This window comes from Pseudomonas sp. SJZ131, from assembly GCF_007828705.1.
Taxonomy (GTDB): domain Bacteria; phylum Pseudomonadota; class Gammaproteobacteria; order Pseudomonadales; family Pseudomonadaceae; genus Aquipseudomonas; species Aquipseudomonas prosekii.
Map to the genome: position 1 here is coordinate 15,839 of NZ_VIVC01000008.1, position 20,323 is coordinate 36,161.

At 60.1% G+C, this 20,323-nt stretch carries 17 protein-coding genes; 13 read left to right on the top strand and 4 right to left on the bottom strand.

Annotated elements, in window-relative coordinates:
- Nucleotides 1-47: 47 nt before the first annotated feature.
- The 3 genes from FBY12_RS27025 to gap all read right to left on the bottom strand — a co-directional run bounded on the left by FBY12_RS27025 (nucleotide 48) and on the right by gap (nucleotide 2,814).
- Complete coding sequence (locus FBY12_RS27025; RefSeq protein ID WP_145257452.1) at nucleotides 48-1,013, bottom strand: FecR domain-containing protein; 966 nt, start codon at nucleotides 1,011-1,013, stop codon at nucleotides 48-50.
- Between the two features lie 80 nt (nucleotides 1,014-1,093).
- Nucleotides 1,094-1,612, bottom strand: coding sequence for an RNA polymerase sigma factor (locus tag FBY12_RS27030; RefSeq protein ID WP_121731242.1), 519 nt, complete (start codon nucleotides 1,610-1,612; stop codon nucleotides 1,094-1,096).
- Nucleotides 1,613-1,812: 200 nt separating this feature from the next.
- On the bottom strand, nucleotides 1,813-2,814 hold the full coding sequence (gap, locus tag FBY12_RS27035) for a type I glyceraldehyde-3-phosphate dehydrogenase (RefSeq protein ID WP_092278863.1): 1,002 nt from the start codon (nucleotides 2,812-2,814) through the stop codon (nucleotides 1,813-1,815).
- A 220-nt stretch (nucleotides 2,815-3,034) separates the two neighbouring features.
- Here gap and edd point away from each other — a divergent pair, with 220 nt between their 5' ends.
- The 11 genes from edd (at nucleotide 3,035) to FBY12_RS27090 (ending at nucleotide 16,921) form a co-directional block, all read left to right on the top strand.
- Nucleotides 3,035-4,861, top strand: coding sequence for a phosphogluconate dehydratase (gene edd, locus FBY12_RS27040; protein ID WP_092278865.1), 1,827 nt, complete (start codon nucleotides 3,035-3,037; stop codon nucleotides 4,859-4,861).
- Nucleotides 4,858-5,808 (top strand): glucokinase, encoded by a 951-nt coding sequence (locus FBY12_RS27045; RefSeq protein ID WP_092278867.1) that lies wholly within the window; start codon nucleotides 4,858-4,860, stop codon nucleotides 5,806-5,808. The genes edd and FBY12_RS27045 overlap by 4 nt, the downstream gene beginning before the upstream one ends.
- 177 nt (nucleotides 5,809-5,985) lie before the next feature.
- Nucleotides 5,986-6,717 carry a response regulator gene (locus tag FBY12_RS27050; RefSeq protein WP_101208023.1) on the top strand — a complete coding sequence of 244 codons (732 nt, stop codon included), beginning with the start codon at nucleotides 5,986-5,988 and terminating at the stop codon, nucleotides 6,715-6,717.
- Entirely contained in the window at nucleotides 6,707-8,176 is a 1,470-nt protein-coding gene (locus tag FBY12_RS27055) for an ATP-binding protein (protein WP_121731241.1), read from the top strand. The genes FBY12_RS27050 and FBY12_RS27055 overlap by 11 nt, the downstream gene beginning before the upstream one ends.
- Before the next feature lie 529 nt (nucleotides 8,177-8,705).
- On the top strand, nucleotides 8,706-9,965 hold the full coding sequence (locus FBY12_RS27060) for an AGE family epimerase/isomerase (protein WP_145257455.1): 1,260 nt from the start codon (nucleotides 8,706-8,708) through the stop codon (nucleotides 9,963-9,965).
- 118 nt (nucleotides 9,966-10,083) lie between these two features.
- Nucleotides 10,084-11,376 carry an ABC transporter substrate-binding protein gene (locus tag FBY12_RS27065; RefSeq protein WP_092278875.1) on the top strand — a complete coding sequence of 431 codons (1,293 nt, stop codon included), beginning with the start codon at nucleotides 10,084-10,086 and terminating at the stop codon, nucleotides 11,374-11,376.
- 147 nt (nucleotides 11,377-11,523) lie between these two features.
- Nucleotides 11,524-12,432 carry a carbohydrate ABC transporter permease gene (locus FBY12_RS27070; RefSeq protein ID WP_092278877.1) on the top strand — a complete coding sequence of 303 codons (909 nt, stop codon included), beginning with the start codon at nucleotides 11,524-11,526 and terminating at the stop codon, nucleotides 12,430-12,432.
- A complete protein-coding gene (locus FBY12_RS27075) occupies nucleotides 12,425-13,270 on the top strand; it encodes a carbohydrate ABC transporter permease (protein ID WP_092278879.1) in 846 nt (281 codons plus the stop codon). Before FBY12_RS27070 ends, FBY12_RS27075 begins: the two co-directional genes overlap by 8 nt.
- Nucleotides 13,271-13,272: 2 nt before the next feature.
- Nucleotides 13,273-14,433, top strand: a complete 1,161-nt coding sequence (locus FBY12_RS27080; RefSeq protein WP_145257458.1) for an ABC transporter ATP-binding protein — start codon at nucleotides 13,273-13,275, stop codon at nucleotides 14,431-14,433.
- Between the two features lie 171 nt (nucleotides 14,434-14,604).
- The gene (locus FBY12_RS27085; protein WP_145257461.1) at nucleotides 14,605-15,951 is read left to right on the top strand and encodes a carbohydrate porin; all 1,347 of its coding nucleotides are present in this window, start codon (nucleotides 14,605-14,607) and stop codon (nucleotides 15,949-15,951) included.
- A 115-nt stretch (nucleotides 15,952-16,066) separates the two neighbouring features.
- Entirely contained in the window at nucleotides 16,067-16,921 is an 855-nt protein-coding gene (locus tag FBY12_RS27090) for a D-hexose-6-phosphate mutarotase (RefSeq protein WP_092278885.1), read from the top strand.
- 130 nt (nucleotides 16,922-17,051) lie between these two features.
- Here the strand turns inward: FBY12_RS27090 and FBY12_RS27095 are convergent, their stop codons facing one another.
- Entirely contained in the window at nucleotides 17,052-17,912 is an 861-nt protein-coding gene (locus tag FBY12_RS27095; RefSeq protein ID WP_177331417.1) for a MurR/RpiR family transcriptional regulator, read from the bottom strand.
- A 226-nt stretch (nucleotides 17,913-18,138) separates the two neighbouring features.
- Here FBY12_RS27095 and zwf point away from each other — a divergent pair, with 226 nt between their 5' ends.
- Together zwf and pgl are read left to right on the top strand one after the other, a co-directional pair.
- Entirely contained in the window at nucleotides 18,139-19,608 is a 1,470-nt protein-coding gene (zwf, locus tag FBY12_RS27100; RefSeq protein ID WP_092278887.1) for a glucose-6-phosphate dehydrogenase, read from the top strand.
- Nucleotides 19,595-20,308, top strand: a complete 714-nt coding sequence (pgl, locus tag FBY12_RS27105; RefSeq protein WP_145257464.1) for a 6-phosphogluconolactonase — start codon at nucleotides 19,595-19,597, stop codon at nucleotides 20,306-20,308. Before zwf ends, pgl begins: the two co-directional genes overlap by 14 nt.
- Nucleotides 20,309-20,323 lie beyond the last annotated feature (15 nt).

Consider the following 20,323-nt stretch of genomic DNA (forward strand, 5'->3'; position numbering starts at 1 on the left):
ATAACGAGACGAACGAGCAACGGCTATCGAGTAAAAATAATTCTCATTTAGTTCAAGATCACCAGCGCCGGGAATTCCTGCAGGCGCGCCGAGGTGATGTGAGCGAGGGAACGGACCACGTCCAGCGGCTGGTCGAGACGGTAATTGCCGGTGACGGCGACGTCGGCGAGCTGCTCATTGTTGTTGATGATCCAGCCCGGATAGTAGCGGCGCAGTTCCGCCAGCACTTGGCTCAATGGGCAATTCTCGAACACCAGTCGCCCGTCGACCCACGCCAGGTCAGTCGCCGCATCGAGTTTGGCCGGACGGTCGAAACCATTGGGACCGATGCGGATGCTTTCGCCGGCGCTCAGTCGCACCCGTGCATCGTCGCGGGTCGCGCGCAAATCGACATCGCCGCGTTGCACCCGCACCTGCGCCACGCCGTCGAGGTAACGCACGGCAAAATCGGTGTCACGCACGCTGGCCTTGACCGGCCCGGCATCGATTTCCAGCGCTTGGTCACGGTTGGCTGGCACTTCGAAAAACGCTTCGCCCTGATACAGACGCGCGACGCGCTGCTGATCGTTGATGGTGCTGGAGAACGCCGAATTGGTGTTGAGCAAGACTTTCGAGCCGTCCTCCAATTGCAGGCGCTGGCGCTCGCCGACCACGGTCAGGTGATCGGCCTGCAGGCGCATGGGCAAGTTGCTGAAACTGAACAATCCGAGGATCAACACCGCAGCAGTGGCCAGCGGTTTCCAGTGCGGGCGCAGGCGCGCCAGCACGCTGACTTTGGCCGGTTGGGCGGCGAGGTTTTGCGCACATTGCACCACTTGCGGGCCGTCCCAGATCGCTTGTGCCTTGGCGAACGCTTCGGCGTGCAGCGGGTCGGCGGCCAGCCATTGATGGAACTGGCGAGATTGTTCCTCGCTCGGACTGCCCATCACAATCAACCAGTCCAGCGCCTGGTCCATCGCGTCTGCAGGGTCCCGCGCCGGTTCAGGCAGTTGGGAGCGGTGGGTGTCCGTCACGGTGTTTCCTCGGCAGTGTCTGTGCACGGCTGTTTCTTAAGTGAAGCTTGAGGTCAGCAGGGTAGCAAAGCCTTATGGGCTCAGTCGCCATTCAAGCGCTCGGCGACGCCAATGCAGATCGCCATGATCAGCTTCAGTTCCTTTTGCACGGTGCTCAACGACACGCCGAGCTGCTCGGAAATCTCCAGATAACTGTGCCCGTGCAGGCGGCTGAGGATGAAAATCTGCTGCTGACGGTGGCTGAGTTCACTGAGGCTCACGTTCAAACGCTCCAGCAATTGTTCGGCATGCGCGGCGTCTTCGGCGCTGCTGACCGGGGCGGCGATGCTTTCGACGACGTCCAGCGGCACGTCATCAAGCAAGGTCCGCGACTGAATGCGCCGCGCACGCAAATGGTCCAGCGCCAGGTTGCGGGCGGTCTGGAAGACGAAGGGTTCGAGGTGATCGATGGCCCGTTCACTCAACGCCCGGGTCACGCGCAGGTAGGTTTCCTGCAGCAGGTCTTCGGCGGTGCTGTGATTGTTGACCATCCGCTCCAGCGTGCGCAGCAGCGAAACGCGCTGGGCGATGAAGACGTGATTGAAGCGCGATTGACTCACGGGAGGACCTGATCCATTTCAAGCGAATGATAATGCTTATCATCTAGCTCGATGGTCAAGTGTTGATTTGTGACGGTTATGTAACACGCCGCAAACCTGTAGGAGCAAGGCTTGCCCGCGAAAGCAGTGTGTCAGTCAACCTTAATGTCGCTGACACACCGCTTTCGCGGGCAAGCCTTGCTCCTACAAAGCGGTGTTGGTTACTCGGCGTTACACAGCGCCAGGCAGTTATCCAGCATGCGGTTGGAGAAGCCCCACTCGTTGTCGTACCAGGCCAATACCTTGAGCAATTTGCCGCTGGATTTGGTGTGGTTGGCATCGAAAATCGACGACAGCGGATTGTGATTGAAATCGCTCGAAACCAGCGGCAGGGTGTTGTAGCCGAGGATTTTCGAATGCTGTGCGGCTTCTTTCAACAGCGCGTTGACCTCATCGGCCGACGCTTCGCGCTTCAATTGCACCGTCAAATCCACCAGCGAAACGTTGATCACCGGCACGCGCACCGCCATGCCGGTCAGTTTGCCCGCCAGTTCCGGCAGCACCAGGCCTACCGCTTCGGCGGCGCCGGTCTTGCTCGGGATCATGTTCTGCGTGGCCGAGCGCGCGCGGTAGGGGTCGGTGTGGTAGACGTCGGTGAGGTTCTGGTCGTTGGTGTAGGCGTGGATCGTGGTCATCAGGCCGCTTTCGATCCCCAACTCGCGGTGCAGCACCTGCGCCACCGGCGCGAGGCAGTTGGTGGTGCACGACGCGTTGGAAATGATCTGGTGCGACTGGCGCAGAATGTCGTGGTTGACGCCATACACCACGGTGGCGTCGGCGCCCTTGGCCGGGGCCGAGATAATCACTTTGCGCGCGCCGGCCGTAATATGCGCAGCGGCTTTGGCGCGGTCGGTGAACAGACCGGTGCATTCGAACACCACATCAATCTTCTCGGCCGCCCATGGCAGTTCGGCCGGGTTACGAATGGCGCTGACCGAAATGCGGTCGCCGTTGACGGTCAGGCTTTCATTATCGTGCTGCACTTCGGCGTCGAAAGTGCCGTGAACGGTGTCGTACTTGAGCAGATGAGCGTTGATCGAGCTGTCGCCCAAGTCGTTGATCGCAACAATCTGCAAATCCTGGCGGTAGCCTTGGGTATACAGTGCGCGAAGGACGTTGCGGCCGATACGGCCAAAACCATTGATTGCGATTCGAAGAGTCATTTAACTGGGTCGCCGTCGATTTGTTGTTGGAATTACAAGATTATTCGCATAAAAATAGAAAACAAGCCTTTTTAATGGCAATATTTTGTTCAATCTACAACGAGTGACCTGAATCAACTGGTCCGATCGATCAAGTAAACCGTCTGTCATCTCACCGACAGTGGCGCTTGATCAGCATAGACAATCAGGTCGCCACATCCGTTAGCCTGGAGTTCTACACATGCATCCCCGCGTCCTTGAGGTCACCGAACGGCTTATCGCCCGTAGCCGAGCTACTCGTGAGGCTTACCTTGCGCTGATTCGCGGCGCTGCCAGCGACGGTCCGATGCGCGGCAAGCTGCAATGCGCCAACTTCGCCCATGGCGTGGCCGGTTGTGGCACCGAAGACAAGAACAGTCTGCGGATGATGAACTCGGCCAACATCGCAATTGTTTCCTCATATAACGACATGCTCTCGGCGCATCAGCCGTACGAAGTCTTCCCTGAACAAATCAAGAAAGCCCTGCGCGAAATCGGTTCGGTTGGCCAGTTCGCCGGCGGCACTCCGGCGATGTGCGATGGCGTTACCCAGGGTGAGCCGGGCATGGAGCTGAGCCTGCCGAGCCGCGAAGTGATTGCCATGTCGACCGCCGTGGCGCTGTCGCACAACATGTTCGATGGCGCGCTGATGCTCGGCATCTGCGACAAGATTGTCCCGGGCCTGATGATGGGCGCGCTGCGTTTCGGTCATCTGCCAACGATTTTCGTGCCGGGCGGGCCGATGGTGTCGGGCATTTCCAACAAGCAGAAAGCCGATGTGCGCCAGCGCTATGCCGAAGGCAAAGCGAGCCGCGAAGAGCTGCTGGAATCGGAAATGAATTCCTACCACAGCCCCGGCACCTGCACGTTCTACGGCACCGCCAACACCAACCAACTGCTGATGGAAGTCATGGGCCTGCACTTGCCGGGCGCCTCGTTCGTCAACCCGAACACGCCGTTGCGCGATGCCCTGACCCGCGAAGCGGCGCACCAAGTCACGCGCCTGACCAAGCAGAATGGCGATTTCATGCCGATCGGCGAAATCGTCGACGAGCGTTCGCTGGTCAACTCGATTGTCGCGTTGCACGCCACCGGCGGCTCGACCAACCACACCTTGCACATGCCGGCCATCGCCATGGCCGCGGGCATTCAATTGACCTGGCAGGACATGGCCGACCTCTCCGAGGTGGTGCCGACCCTCAGCCACGTTTATCCGAATGGCAAAGCCGACATCAACCACTTCCAGGCGGCTGGCGGCATGTCGTTCCTGATCCGCGAGCTGCTGGAAGCCGGGTTGCTCCACGAAAACGTCAACACCGTGCTCGGCCATGGCTTGAGTCGCTACACCGTCGAACCGTTCCTCGATAACGGCGAACTGGTCTGGCGCGAAGGCCCGATCGAAAGCCTCGACGAAACCATCCTGCGTCCAGTGGCGCGCGCGTTCTCGCCTGAGGGCGGCCTGCGGGTGATGGAAGGCAACCTCGGGCGCGGCGTGATGAAAGTCTCCGCCGTAGCGCTGGAGAATCAGATCGTCGAAGCACCGGCCATGGTCTTCCAGGATCAGCAGGATCTGGCCGACGCATTCAAGGCCGGTTTGCTGGAGAAAGATTTTGTCGCAGTGATGCGCTTCCAGGGCCCGCGCTCCAACGGCATGCCGGAATTGCACAAAATGACCCCGTTCCTCGGCGTGCTGCAGGATCGCGGCTTCAAGGTTGCGTTGGTCACTGATGGACGCATGTCCGGCGCTTCGGGGAAAATCCCGGCGGCGATTCATGTCAGCCCGGAAGCTTTTGTCGGCGGCGCTTTGGCGCGCGTGCAAGAGGGCGATATCATCCGCGTCGATGGCGTCAAAGGCACTTTGGAGCTTAAGGTGGACGCCGAAGAATTCGCAGCACGCGAACCTGCCAAAGGCCTGTTGGCCAACAACATCGGCAGCGGCCGCGAACTGTTTGGTTTCATGCGCATGGCCTTCAGCTCCGCAGAGCAGGGCGCCAGCGCCTTCACTTCTGCCCTGGAGACGCTTAATTGAAACTGGCTTTGGTCGGTGACATCGGAGGGACCAACGCACGTTTCGCGTTGTGGAAAAACCAGCAACTGGAATCGATCCAGGTGCTGGCGACGGCGGATCACGCCAGCCCCGAGGAGGCCATTGGCGTCTACCTCGGCGGTCTCGGTTTGAAACCTGGCGACATCGGTTCGGTGTGCCTGTCGGTGGCGGGGCCGGTGAGTGGCGATGAATTCAAATTCACCAACAACCACTGGCGCCTCAGCCGCAAGGCGTTCTGCGAAATTTTGCAGGTCGACAGATTGCTCCTGACCAACGACTTTTCGGCGATGGCGCTGGGCATGACCCGCTTGCAGCCCGACGAATTTCGCGTGGTCTGCGCCGGCACACCGGAGCCACTGCGCCCGGCGGTGGTGATCGGCCCCGGCACCGGTCTGGGCGTCGGCACATTGCTGAATCTGGGCGAAGGCCGGTTCGCGGCGTTGCCGGGCGAGGGCGGTCACGTCGATCTGCCGCTGAGCAGCCCGCGTGAAACTCAGCTGTGGCAACACATCTTCAACGAGATCGGCCACGTCAGCGCCGAGACCGCATTGAGCGGCGGCGGTCTGCCTCGGGTTTACCGGGCGATCTGCGCGGTGGACGGCCACGAGCCGGTGCTCGATTCTCCGGAATCAATCACCGCAGCAGGGCTGGCGGGCGATCCGATTGCCCTGGAAGTGCTGGAGCAATTCTGCTGCTGGCTCGGGCGAGTCGCCGGCAATAACGTGCTGACTACCGGGGCGCGCGGCGGGGTGTTTATCGTCGGCGGGGTGATTCCACGGTTTGCCGATTTCTTCATCGAAAGTGGTTTCGCCCGGTGTTTTGCCGACAAGGGCTGCATGAGCGATTACTTCAAAGGCATCCCGGTGTGGCTGGTGACAGCACCGTATTCCGGGCTTGTCGGCGCGGGAGTGGCGCTCGACCAAGCCTGAAACACACTAAACCTGTAGGAGTGAGCCTGCTCGCGATAGCGGACTGACATTCAACATTGACGTTGACTGGCATACCGCTTTCGCGAGCAGGCTCACTCCTACATGGGTTTCTGGTGTTTGTCGGTTCCGCGCTTGAGGCATAATCCGCCCAATTCAAACAACAAGGATGCCGCCCCTGTGAGCTCAGTCAACAAGTCGATTTTGTTGGTCGATGACGATCAAGAGATACGCGAGTTGCTGGACACCTACCTGACCCGCGCAGGTTTTCAGGTGCGCACCACGCCGGACGGCGCCGGTTTTCGCCAGGCTATGAACGAAGCGCCGAGCGATCTGGTGATCCTCGACGTGATGTTGCCGGACGAAGACGGTTTCAGCCTCTGCCGCTGGATTCGCCAGCATCCGCGCCAGGCCCAGGTGCCGATCATCATGCTCACCGCCAGCTCCGACGAGGCCGACCGCGTGATCGGTCTGGAACTCGGCGCCGACGATTACCTCGGCAAACCCTTCAGCCCGCGCGAATTGCAGGCGCGGATCAAAGCGCTGCTGCGTCGCGCGCAATTCGGCCAGGAACGCTCGGGCAGCGAAGTGCTGGCCTTCGATGACTGGCGGCTGGACATGGTCAGCCATCGGCTGTTTCACACCGACGGCGAAGAAGTGATTCTGTCCGGCGCCGATTTCGCCTTGCTCAAACTGTTCCTCGACCACCCGCAGGAAATCCTCGACCGCGACACCATCGGCAACGCCACCCGTGGCCGCGACTTGATGCCGCTCGATCGCATCGTCGACATGGCCGTCAGCCGCTTGCGCCAACGCCTGCGCGACACCGAAAAACCGCCACGGCTGATCCGTACCGTGCGCGGCAGTGGTTATCAACTGGCCGCCAACGTGGTCGCCAGCAATGGTCATTGACGGGCTGCGTTCCCTCGCCGCCAAGGTTCCGGTACCGCGCTCATTACTCGGGCGGATGTTGCTGCTGACGTTGCTGGTGGTGATGTTCGCTCAGGCGTTGTCGAGCGTGATCTGGGTTTCGCAGCTGCGCGCCACGCAACTTGAAGGCCTGGTCACCAGCGCGCGCAGCCTTGCGCATTCGATGACCGCCAGCGTCAGTTATTTCCGCTCGTTGCCGGTGGCGTTTCGGCCGCTGGTACTCGACCAGTTGCGCAGCATGGGTGGCACGCGATTTGTGGTGACGCTCAACGACAAGCCGCTGGGCATGGAGGTGTTGCCGATCACGCCGCGCAAGGAAGCGGTGCTCAAAGCGGTCGACGAAGTGTTGCGCCAATCCCTCGGCCAAGACACGGACATCTCGGTGACGTTCGTCAGCCCCGAAGACCTGCGCATTTTCAACAGTGGTTTGAAACTTGATGAATTGCCGCGTTCGTGGGCGCATTACGCGTTGACCCTGGAGCCGGTGAATCCGCCGGTGCTGGTCACGCAAATTCAAATGGCGCCGGGCGAATGGCTGTACATCGCCTCGCTGTTGCCCGAGCCCTACACCAGTCTTGAAGAGCAAGGCCTGCCCGCGCAGCAAGTGTGGTTCATCGTGCTCACCAGCGGATTTTTGCTGTTGTTTATCGGCCTGCTGGTGCATTGGCAGAGCCGGCCGCTGAAGCGTTTGGCGCGTGCGGCGCGGGACATGTCGCTTGGCGCCGAAGTCGAGCCAGTGCCCGAGGGCGGCGGCAGCGAAGTGGTCGAGGTTGGCCGCGCGTTCAATGCCATGCGCGAACGCATCAGCCGTTACCTGACCGAGCGCAGCCAATTGTTCAGCGCGATTTCCCACGACTTGCGTACGCCGATTACCCGCCTGCGCTTGCGCGTCGAATTGCTCGAAGACGAGAAGCTGCAAGCCAAGTTTGGCCGCGACCTGGATGAACTGGAGCTATTGGTCAAAGGCGCGCTGCAATGCGTGAAAGACACCGACATCCACGAAAACATCGAGCCGGTCGACCTCAATCATGTACTCGATTGTTTGGTGGAACCGTACCTGGCGCCGAATGGCAATGGTCGCGTGACTCAGCATGGCCGGGCGTTGGCGGCGTATCCGGGGAAACCGCTGGCGCTCAAGCGGTGTATCGGCAACCTGATCGACAACGCGTTGAAGTACGGGCAGAACGCGCATTTGCATATCGACGATGATCCGAGCGCGTTTGTCTTGCACGTCGACGACGAAGGCCCGGGCGTGCCGGAGCAGCGGATGGAGCAGGTGTTTGAACCGCACTTTCGTCTGGCCGGGCAGCAGCAGGGTTACGGTCTGGGCCTGGGCATCGCGCGCAACATCGCGCATAGCCATGGCGGCGAAGTGAGTTTGCAGAACCTGCGCGAGGGCGGATTGCGCGTGACGTTGCAGCTTCCTCGGTCGCTTGATTGATTTTCGCTCTTTAGACCCACCCCTCACCCCAGCCCTCTCCCCAGAGGGGAGAGGGGGAAAGGGGGCCGATTGGGGGTTTTTCAATACCTGAGTTCGACTCGGTGGTTCAGGTCGATGTAGCTCCAAGAACAACTCGGTCTCCCCTCTGCCCAATGGGGAAAGGAAGCCGATCGGGGATTTTTTCAAAACCCGAGTTCACCTCGGTAGCTCAGCTCGATGTACCTCCAAGAACAACTCGGTCGGCCCCCTCTACCCCTTGGGGATGGTGAAAGGGAGCCTATTGGGGGCTTTTCAATACCTGAGTGCGACTCGATAATTCAGGTCGATGTACCTCCAAGAACAACGCCGTCGGCCCCCTCTACCCCTTGGGGAGAGGGCTGGGGTGAGGGGTGGCTCTTAACCCCAACACAACACCAAAGTCCCATCACATTTGTCACAACCCTGTGACAAAACCCGTCCCCTTCGTTACCTGCCGTTCCTCGGCCGTTGTTTAGACTGCCCGCAGTCATAACAACAAAAAAGGTACCCCATGGACACCTTCCAACCGAGCTTCGACAGTTGGCTCAATGCGCCTGCCCATCAGCACTGGCTCGCCGCCGAAGGCCTGCGCCTGCTGACGTTTGCCAAGGCTTCGAAGCTGCCGGAAGGCTTCGGCAATCTCGATGAAAAGGGCCACCTCGCGCCCGACGCTCACGCAGAAACCATGAACACCGCGCGCATGACGCACAGCTTCGCCATGGCGCACATTCAGGGCCTGCCGGGTTTTGCCGAGCTGGTTGATCACGGTGTTCGCGCGCTCAGCGGTCCGTTGCGCGATGCCGAGCATGGCGGCTGGTTCGCGGTCGCTGGGCATCGCGACGACAACACCGGCAAAGCCGCGTACCTGCACGCTTTTGTTGCGCTCGCCGCCAGTTCGGCCGTGGTCGCCAAGCGCCCCGGCGCGCAGGCGTTGCTCGACGAAGCGATCCGCGTGATCGACGCGCATTTCTGGAGCGAAGAGGAGGGCGCCATGCGCGAATCCTTCGCTCGCGACTGGAGTGGCGAAGAGGCCTATCGCGGCGCCAACAGCAACATGCACGCCACCGAAGCGTTCCTCGCGCTGGCCGATGTCACCGATGACCACCGCTGGCTGGTGCGCGCGCAACGCATCGTCGAACGCGTGATCCACGGCCACGCTGCCGCCAACGATTATCTGGTGGTCGAGCATTTCGACCGCGACTGGCAACCGCTGCGCGAGTACAACCACGACAACCCGGCGGACGGTTTTCGCCCTTACGGCACCACGCCGGGCCACGGTTTTGAATGGGCGCGGCTGTTGCTGCACCTCGAAGCTGCGCGGGTCCGGGCCGGCATGTTGACGCCGGGCTGGCTGGCCACGGATGCGCAGAAACTCTTCGATAACAACTGCCGCCACGGCTGGAACATCGACGGCGCGCCGGGGATTGTCTACACGCTCGACTGGGACAATCGTGCGGTGGTGCGCCATCGTTTGCACTGGACCCATTGCGAGGCCAGCGCTGCCGCCAGTGCCTTGCTCAAGCGCACCGGCGATGAGCAATACGAAACCTGGTATCGGCTGTTCTGGGAATTCTGCGACAGCCATTTCATCGATCGTTGCGACGGCAGTTGGCACCACGAACTCGACCCGCTGAACCGTCCGAGCGCCGACATCTGGGCGGGCAAACCCGATCTCTATCACGCCTGGCAAGCTGTGCTGATTCCGCGCCTGCCATTGGCGCCCAGCATGGCAACTGCGCTGGGGCAGTTGAGCCAGAGCGTGCCTGTGTAACCATGTGGTGACATTCAAGCGTCCCTTCGTTACCTGCGAAGGGATAACTCCTGGTTAAAATCCCGTGCAGCGCAAGCACCAGACTTGCAATGCATAACAACAAGAAAGGTACTTCTAGATGAATGCGATTTCTCGCCTCGCTACTGTCATTTCTCTCGTTTCCCTGTCTGCAATCCCCCTCAGTGTGCTTGCCGCCGAATCCAAAGGTTCGGTAGAAGTCGTTCACTGGTGGACGTCCGGTGGCGAAAAAGCCGCTGTTGACGTGCTCAAGGCCCAAGTCGAAAAAGACGGCTTTACCTGGAAGGACGGCGCCGTCGCCGGTGGTGGTGGTGCTACGGCCATGACCGTTCTGAAAAGCCGCGCCGTGGCCGGTAACCCGCCTGGCGTTGCGCAAATCAAAGGCCCGGACATTCAGGAATGGGCGTCCACCGGTCTGCTCGACACTGACGCGTTGAAAGATGTCGCCAAGTCCGAAAAGTGGGACAGCCTGCTCGACAAGAAAGTCTCCGATACCGTGAAGTACGACGGTGATTACGTGGCCGTGCCGGTGAACATTCACCGCGTCAACTGGCTGTGGATCAACCCTGAAGTCTTCAAGAAAGCCGGAATCGAAAAAGCCCCGACCACCCTCGAAGAATTCTATGCCGCGGGCGACAAGCTCAAGGCTGCCGGTTTCATCGCGCTGGCCCACGGTGGCCAGCCTTGGCAGGACAGCACCGTGTTCGAAGCGGTGGTGCTCTCGGTAATGGGCGCCGACGGTTACAAGAAGGCTCTGGTTGACCTCGACAACGCGACCCTGACCGGTCCGGAAATGGTCAAGTCGCTGACCGAGCTGAAGAAAGTCGCGACCTACATGGACGCCGACGGCAAGGGCCAGGACTGGAACCTGGAGGCGGCCAAGGTCATCAACGGCAAGGCCGGCATGCAGATCATGGGTGACTGGGCCAAGAGCGAATGGACCGCCGCGAAGAAAGTCGCCGGCACCGACTACCAGTGCGTAGCGTTCCCGGGCACCGACAAGGCGTTCACCTACAACATCGATTCCCTGGCCGTGTTCAAGCAGAAAGACGCGGGCACCGCTGCCGCTCAGCAAGACATTGCCAAAGTGGTGTTGGGTGAAAACTTCCAGAAAGTCTTCAGCATCAACAAAGGCTCGATCCCGGTGCGCAACGACATGCTCGCCGACATGGGCAAGTACGGTTTCGACGCGTGCGCCCAGACCGCTGCCAAAGACTTCCTGACCGATGCCAAGTCCGGCGGCCTGCAACCAAGCATGGCGCACAACATGGCGACCACGCTGGCGGTGCAAGGCGCGTTCTTTGATGTGGTGACCAACTACATCAACGACCCGAAAGCCGATCCGGCTGACGCCGCGAAGAAACTCGGCGCCGCGGTCAAGTCGGCCAAGTAATGCTTGGCCCTGTAGGAGCGAGCCTGCTCGCGATTGCAATCTGTCAGCCAGTGAATGGCTGACTGATACACCGCTATCGCGAGCAGGCTCACTCCTACAGGGGTCAGCATTTCCAACGTAAATTTTCTCTTCGTACTGGATCTTCCCATGAGTTCTGTTGCTGTGTTCAGCAAGGCCTCGCCATTCGATGCGCTGCAGCGCTGGCTACCGAAACTGGTGCTGGCGCCCAGCATGTTCATCGTTCTGGTGGGCTTCTATGGCTATATCCTGTGGACGTTTGTCCTGTCGTTCACCAGTTCGACATTCCTGCCGACCTACAAATGGGCCGGGCTGGCGCAATACCAGCGGCTGTTTGAAAACGATCGTTGGTGGGTTGCGAGCAAAAACCTCGCGGTCTTCGGCGGCATGTTTATCGGCATCACGCTGGTGATCGGTGTGCTGCTGGCGGTGTTTCTCGACCAGCGCATCCGTCGCGAAGGTTTCATCCGCACCATTTACCTGTACCCGATGGCGCTCTCGATGATCGTCACCGGTACCGCGTGGAAATGGCTGCTCAACCCGGGCATGGGCCTGGACAAATTGTTGCGTGACTGGGGCTGGGAAGGCTTTCGTCTCGACTGGCTGATCGACCCGGATCGCGTGGTGTATTGCCTGGTGATCGCGGCCGTCTGGCAAGCCTCGGGTTTTATCATGGCGATGTTTCTCGCCGGTCTGCGTGGGGTTGATCAATCGATCATCCGTGCTGCCCAGATCGACGGCGCGAGCATGCCGCGAATTTACCTCAAAGTGGTGTTGCCGAGCCTGCGCCCGGTGTTCTTCAGTGCGGTGATGATCCTCGCGCACATCGCGATCAAGAGTTTTGACCTGGTGGCGGCGATGACGGCCGGCGGTCCGGGTTATTCCTCCGACCTGCCAGCGATGTTCATGTATTCCTTCACCTTCAGCCGCGGCCAGATGGGCATGGGTTCGGCCAGTGCAATCCTGATGCTCGGGGCGATTCTCGCCATCATCGTGCCTTATCTGTATTCCGAGCTGAGGACCAAGCGCCATGACTAGTTTCGCTGCCAAACCGGCCATCAGCCTCAGCCGCATCGCGATCTACGCGGTGCTGATCCTTGCGGTGTTCCTGTACCTGATTCCGCTGGTGGTCATGCTGCTGACCAGTTTCAAGACACCCGAAGACATCAACACCGGCAACCTGCTGAGCTGGCCGACCGTGGTCAGCGGCATTGGCTGGGTCAAGGCCTGGGCCACGGTTGACGGGTATTTTTGGAACTCGATCAAGATCACCGTTCCGGCGGTGCTGATCTCCACCGCGATCGGCGCGCTCAATGGCTACGTGCTGTCGATGTGGCGCTTCCGTGGTTCGCAGTTGTTTTTCGGCTTGCTGTTGTTCGGCTGCTTCTTGCCGTTCCAGACTGTATTGCTGCCAGCCTCGTTCACCCTCGGCAAAATGGGCCTGGCGAGCACCACCACCGGTCTGGTGTTTGTGCACGTGGTCTACGGATTGGCGTTCACCACGCTGTTTTTCCGCAACTACTACGTCAGCGTGCCGGATGCGCTGGTGAAAGCCGCGCGGCTCGATGGCGCCGGTTTCTTCACCATCTTCCGGTTGATCATCCTGCCGATGTCGACGCCGATCATCATGGTCTGCCTGATCTGGCAGTTCACCCAGATCTGGAACGACTTCCTGTTCGGCGTGGTGTTCTCCAGTGGTGATTCGCAACCTATTACCGTGGCGCTGAACAACTTGGTCAACACCAGTACCGGGGCCAAGGAATACAACGTTGATATGGCGGCGGCGATGATCGCCGGGCTGCCGACCCTGCTGGTCTATGTGGTCGCAGGCAAGTATTTCGTGCGCGGGCTGACGGCCGGCGCAGTCAAGGGGTAATCATGGCTACGCTCGAACTTCGCAATGTAAACAAGACCTATGGCCCAGGCCTGCCGGACACCCTCAAGGACATCGACCTGTCGATCAAGGACGGTGAGTTCCTGATCCTTGTCGGGCCTTCGGGTTGCGGCAAGTCGACCCTGATGAACTGCATCGCCGGCCTGGAAACCATCACTGGCGGCGCAATCATGATCGATGACCAGGACGTCAGCGGCATGAGCCCCAAGGATCGCGACATCGCCATGGTGTTCCAGTCCTACGCGCTGTACCCGACCATGAGCGTGCGCGAGAACATCGCGTTCGGCCTGAAGATTCGCAAGATGCCGGCGGCGGACATCGAAACCGAAGTGGCGCGGGTGTCCAAGTTGCTGCAGATCGAACACCTGCTCAATCGCAAACCCGGCCAGCTCTCCGGTGGCCAGCAGCAGCGCGTGGCGATGGGCCGGGCGCTGGCGCGGCGGCCGAAGATTTACCTGTTCGACGAACCGCTGTCCAACCTCGACGCGAAGCTGCGCGTCGAGATGCGCACCGAAATGAAACTGATGCACCAGCGCCTGAAAACCACCACGGTTTACGTGACCCACGACCAGATCGAAGCGATGACCCTGGGCGATAAAGTCGCGGTGATGAAGGACGGGATCATTCAGCAGTTCGGTACGCCGAAAGACATCTACAACAACCCGGCCAACCTGTTTGTGGCGAGCTTCATCGGTTCGCCGCCGATGAATTTCATCCCCCTGCGTTTGCAGCGCAAGGACGGGCGTCTGCTGGCCCTGCTCGACAGCGGTCAGGCGCGTTGCGAATTGCCGTTGGGCATGCAGGACGCCGGCCTCGAAGATCGCGAAGTGATCCTCGGCCTGCGCCCGGAACAAATTGTCCTGGCCAACGGCGAGCCGAACGGTTTGCCGACTATCCGCGCCGAAGTCCAGGTCACCGAGCCAACCGGGCCGGACACGCTGGTGTTCGTCAACCTCAACGACACCAAGGTCTGCTGCCGACTGGCGCCGGACGTTGCACCGGGCGTGGGCGAGACCCTGACCTTGCAGTTCGATCCGGCGAAAGTGCTGCTGTTCGATGCCAAGACTGGCGAGCGGCTGGGCGTTGCGGCTCAGCCGAAAACTGAAGCTGCGGTCGGTAACATCGCGCAGTTCAAAGGGCGCTGAAAAACAAAAACTGTAGGAGCCAGGCTTGCCGGCGAAGGCGATTTCAAGGACGCCTTCGCCGGCAAGCCTGGCTCCTACAAGGGGATAAGTGGCGAATGGGCCCATTCGTCGCAATCGATGTAAACCGCGTTAGATAAAAACAGTTAATAACAATAAAACGAGGATGTAGGGATGAAGAAGAAGAACAACGCTCAGCTTATCTGCCAATTGTCAGCTGTTGCGGTAATGACCATGGCCGGTAGCGCTCACGCGGCTGACGCGTTCAGCGCCGACTCCCAGTGGATGACCGGTGACTGGGGTGGCGAGCGGACCAAGCTGATCGAGCAGGGTATCGACATCAAGGCCGATTACGTCGGTGAAGTCGGCGGCAACTTGCACGGCGGCTACAACAACGACAAGACTGCGCGTTACTCCGACCAGTTCGGTCTGGGCGTGGCGCTGGACTTGCAAAAACTCTGGGGCTGGGACAACACGCAAGCGAAGATCCAGCTGACCAACCGTAATGGCCAGAACATCTCCAACGACCGCGTTGGCGATCCGCGCGCCGGCACCTTGAGCTCCTCGCAGGAAGTCTACGGCCGTGGCCACATGGTCCGTCTGACCCAGTTGTGGATCAAACACCAGTTCCTCGACGGCAAACTCGACGTCAAGGCCGGTTACTTCGGCGAAGGTGAAGACTTCAACACCTTCCCGTGCGAATTCCAGAACCTGGCGTTCTGCGGTTCCCAGGTCGGTAACTGGGCGACCAACATCTGGTACAACTGGCCAGTCAGCCAAGCGGCGATTCGCGTGAAGTACAACATCTCGCCTGAGTTCTATGCGCAGATCGGCGCGTACAACCAGAACCCGTCGCAACTGGAACACGGCAACGGCTTCAAACTCAGCGGCAGCGGCACCAAAGGTACGGTCCTGCCAGTTGAACTGGTCTGGTTGCCGAACCCGAACAACTTGCCGGGCGAATACCGTGTCGGTTACTACAAAAGCACGGCCAAGGCTGATGACGTTCGCGAAGACGACAATGGCAATGACGCGGCCACCAGCGGCAACGCCTATCGCAGTCACAGCAGCAAATCCGGTTATTGGTTCGTGGCGCAACAGCAACTCACCACGCACAACGGTGATGCTTCGCGCGGTCTGAACATCGCGGCTAACGCGACGTTCCACGACAAGGACACCAACTTCATCGACAACTATCAGTCGCTGATGCTGGTGTACAAAGGCCCGTTTGATGCGCGCCCGAAAGATGACGTCGGCATCGGTTTCGCGCGTATTCACGTCAACGATGACGTGAAGAAAAACGCCGAGCTGATCAACGCCTCCAACGGCATCAGCGATTACAACGACCTGCAGTTCGCACCACTGCGCAACACCGAATACAACTACGAAATCAACTACGGCTTCCACGTCACCAACTGGCTGACCGTGCGGCCGAACCTGCAATACATCACCCACCCGGGCGGTGTTGATGAAGTCGATAACGCGCTGGTGGCCGGTCTGAAAATTCAGTCGGTGTTCTAACGCTGTTGCGATAAGCTCCCCCTCTATGTGCGCATTTATGCGGATGGCCAAGGCTATCCGCTTTTTTTTGGGGGCTGCACACCCCGGCGACAGATGATTTTCAGGATCGCGGCACATGCATGAGCATCCGTTACAACGCTTCTTCAAATCCTTGCGCGAACGCCCGGTGTTTGCGTGGGAGCGCTATCAGATGCGCGATGTGCTGGTGATCGATCATCCGCTGTGCCAAGCGGTGTTCAGTCGGCAGGGCGCGCAGTTGCTGCACTTTCAGCCAACCGGGCAAAAGCCCTGGTTGTGGTGCGCGGCGAAGTGGCCGCACGTCGGCGCTATTCGGGGCGGGGTGCCGGTGTGCTGGCCGTGGTTTGGTCGCCACCCGAGCGAAAACGCCTGGCCGTCGCATGGCTGGGCGCGGCTGCTCGACTGGAAGTTGCTCGATAGCCGCCACGACGAAGAAGGCGTGCATTTGCATTGGCAATTGCAGCTGTGTGACTGGACCGTTGACCTGCACGCGCACCTTGGCGAACGCATGGATTTGCGCCTGAGCACCGAGCATCAAGACAGCCTGCCGTGCCAGTTGAGTCAGGCGTTGCACGCGTACTGGCGTATTGGCGACGTTGGTGAGGTAGCGCTGTCTGGGCTCGACGGTGCGCAGGGTTATGACCAGTTAAGTCGTCAGGCCTGTCTTCAGGAAGGTGAGTTGCGCGTGGATGGCGGCTGTCAGCGGGTGTTCCAGCATGATGGCGAACTACAGCTCAAGGACCACGCCTGGCAACGCGAATTGTGCATCGACACCGGTGACGATGGCGACACGGTGGTCTGGCATCCGGGGTCGCGGCCATTGCTCGGGGTGAGCTGGAATGAAGTGCTGGAATTTGTCTGCGTGGAAGCGGCGAGCGGCGGCACCGACAGCCTGAGCCTGGCGCCGGGGGAGAGGGCGCATTTGAGTTTGCAGGCGCGGGTGGGGGTTTGAGCAAAAGTGTTGCGGTGCTGCTGCTGACGTCATCGCGAGCAAGCTCGCTCCCACATTTGGAATACATTTCCCCTGTGGGAGCAAGCTTGCTCGCGATGAGGCCGGAACAGCCGCTGAAGATCCCTCCGAGTTAATTGAACTCATCCCCGACCGGATAGCGGCTCGCATTCAAGCTCTCTTTGATCTTGCGCAAATGCGGCTGGAAATCCACGCCACGGCGCAGCGTCATGCCGGTCGCCAACACGTCCAGCACGGTCAATTGAATAATCCGCGAAGTCATCGGCATATAAATGTCGGTGTCTTCCGGCAGCGGAATGTTCAGGCTCAGCGTGCTGGCCTTGGCCAGCGGCGAACCTTCGGCAGTCAGGCCCAGCACCGAAGCGCCATTTTCCCGGGCAATCCGCGCCACTTCCACCAATTCACGGGTACGCCCGGTGTAGGAAATGATCACGAACAACTCGCCGGTGTGCGCCACCGAAGCAATCATTCGTTGCATCAACACATCGGCATGCGCGGTCACGGCCAGGTTAAAACGGAAGAATTTATGCTGCGCATCCAGCGCCACCGGAGCCGAGGCGCCGAGCCCGAAGAAGTGAATCTGCCGCGCTTGAATCAACAGATCGACGGCGCGGCTGATCAGGTTCGGATCGAGCGCCTGGCAAGCGCTGTCCAGCGAGGCAATCGCGCTGCCGAAAATCTTCTGCGTGTAGGCTTCAGGATTGTCATCCGCCTCGACCGCACGGCTGACATACGCCGCGCCACTCGCCAGGCTCTGGGCCAATTGCAGCTTGAGTTCCGGGTAACCGCTGACGCCGAACGAGCGGCAGAAACGGTTGACCGTCGGCTCGCTGACCTTCGAGGCCTGGGCGAGGGCGGCGATGCTGAACCGCGTGGCCTGCTGCGGATTGAGCAGGATCACTTCGGCGACTTTGCGCTCGGCCTTGTTCAGGTCTTCAAGGCGATTCTGGATTTGTTCCAGCAGATTTCGCACGCGGTCCATAGATGTTCCTTGAGTCAGCAGCGCAAAGATGCGCTCTGCTATGCAAAAAGGGCCTTTGATGCGGCCCGTCACGGTGGCCTATCCTACTGATGGCTCCGACCGACCACCACTCGGAATCTGTATTTTGCGAAAATGTTGTGGTTATTACTACATTTTCCCTTGAGTGATGCCTTGAAAAAAGGTATTTGTAGCTTAACTTGATAAAAGAACAAACATCATGCCCTCGATTACGGTAGAACCGTGCACCTTTGCCTTGTTCGGCGCCCTCGGCGATCTGGCCTTGCGCAAGCTGTTTCCTGCCCTTTATCAATTGGACGGTGCCGGCCTGTTGCACGAGGACTCGCGAATCATCGCGCTGGCCCGTGAGCCCGGCAGCGAACAGCAGCACCTCGCGTTCATTACCTCCGAGCTGCGCCGCTACGTGGATGCCAAAGAACTGGACGAAGCGGTTCTCGAACGTTTCCTCGCACGCCTGACCTACCTGCACGTCGACTTCCTGCGCTCCGAAGACTACGTCGCCCTGGCCGAACAGGCGGGTACTGCTCAACGTGTAATCGCCTATTTCGCTACACCGGCGGCCGTTTACGGGGCGATTTGCGAGAACCTGTCGAAGGTTGGCCTCAGCGAAAACACCCGCGTCGTCCTCGAAAAGCCGATCGGTTCGGACCTGGAGTCGTCGCGCAAGGTCAACGACGCTGTGGCGCAGTATTTCCCGGAAAACCGCACCTACCGCATCGACCACTACCTGGGCAAAGAAACCGTCCAGAACCTGATTGCGCTGCGTTTCGCCAACAGCCTGTTCGAAACCCAGTGGAACCAGAACTACATCTCCCACGTGGAAATCACCGTGGCCGAGAAGGTCGGGATCGAAGGTCGCTGGGGTTATTTCGACAAGGCCGGCCAGCTGCGCGACATGATCCAGAATCACCTGCTGCAACTGCTCTGCCTGATCGCCATGGACCCGCCGGCCGACCTGTCCGCCGACAGCATCCGTGACGAGAAAGTCAAAGTGCTCAAGGCCCTCGCGCCGATCAGCCCCGAAGGCCTGACCACGCAAGTGGTGCGCGGCCAATACATCGCCGGTTACAGCGAAGGCAAACCGGTGCCGGGTTATCTCGAAGAACCGAATTCCAACACCCAGAGCGACACCGAAACCTTCGTTGCGCTGCGTGCCGACATTCGCAACTGGCGTTGGGCCGGCGTGCCGTTTTACCTGCGTACCGGCAAGCGCATGCCGCAGAAGCTGTCGCAGATCGTCATCCATTTCAAGGAACCGTCGCACTACATCTTCGCCCCGGAGCAGCGCCTGCAGATCAGCAACAAACTGGTGATCCGCCTGCAGCCGGACGAAGGTATTTCCTTGCGTGTGATGACCAAAGAGCAAGGCCTGGACAAGGGCATGCAGCTGCGCAGCGGTCCGTTGCAGCTGAATTTTTCCGACACCTATCGCAGCGCGCGGATTCCCGATGCCTACGAGCGATTGTTGCTGGAAGTGATGCGCGGCAATCAGAACCTGTTTGTCCGTAAAGATGAAATCGAAGCCGCGTGGAAGTGGTGTGACCAGTTGATCGCCGGGTGGAAAAAATCCGGTGATGCGCCCAAGCCGTACGCGGCCGGGTCCTGGGGACCGATGAGCTCCATTGCACTGATTACGCGGGATGGGAGGTCGTGGTATGGCGATATCTGAATTGAAACTGCCTCAGGGCGTCAACGCCCATGAGTTCAAGAGCCCGGTGCTGCTGGCCGAAGGCCTGGCGCTGAATGTGGCCAAGCAACTGAGCGATGCGCTTGACGCGCGTGGCACCGCGACCCTGGTGGTTTCTGGCGGTCGCAGCCCGGTGGCGTTTTTCCAGCACCTGGCCAAGCAGACGCTGGACTGGTCCAAAGTCGTTGTGACCCTGGCCGACGAACGCTGGGTGCCGGTCGAGCACGCCGACAGCAACGCCGGTCTGCTCAAGCGTTATCTGCTGCAAGGCCCGGCGGCGAAAGCCCAGTTTTTGAGCTTGTACAGCGCCACTGCCAGCGTCGAGCTGGCCGCCGAACAGGCTGATCGCCTGCTTGCCGAATTGCCACCGATCGACGTGCTGATCCTCGGCATGGGCGATGACGGTCACACCGCGTCGCTGTTCCCCAACAGCCCGAATCTGCCCGAGGCACTGGCAGCCGATGGCACGCGTCGCTGCTATCCGATGCTGGCGCCGACCGTGCCGCATCAGCGCCTGACCATGAGTCGCGCGTTGCTGGCTTCGGCGAAGACCACCGTTTTGTCGATTTCCGGTCAGTCGAAACTGACGACCTTGAGTGCCGCATTGGCCGGTGACGATGTCGCCGCCATGCCGATTCGCGCGTTTCTGCAACCTACGTTAGAGATTTACTGGTGCCCATGAGCCAAGGATCAGCCG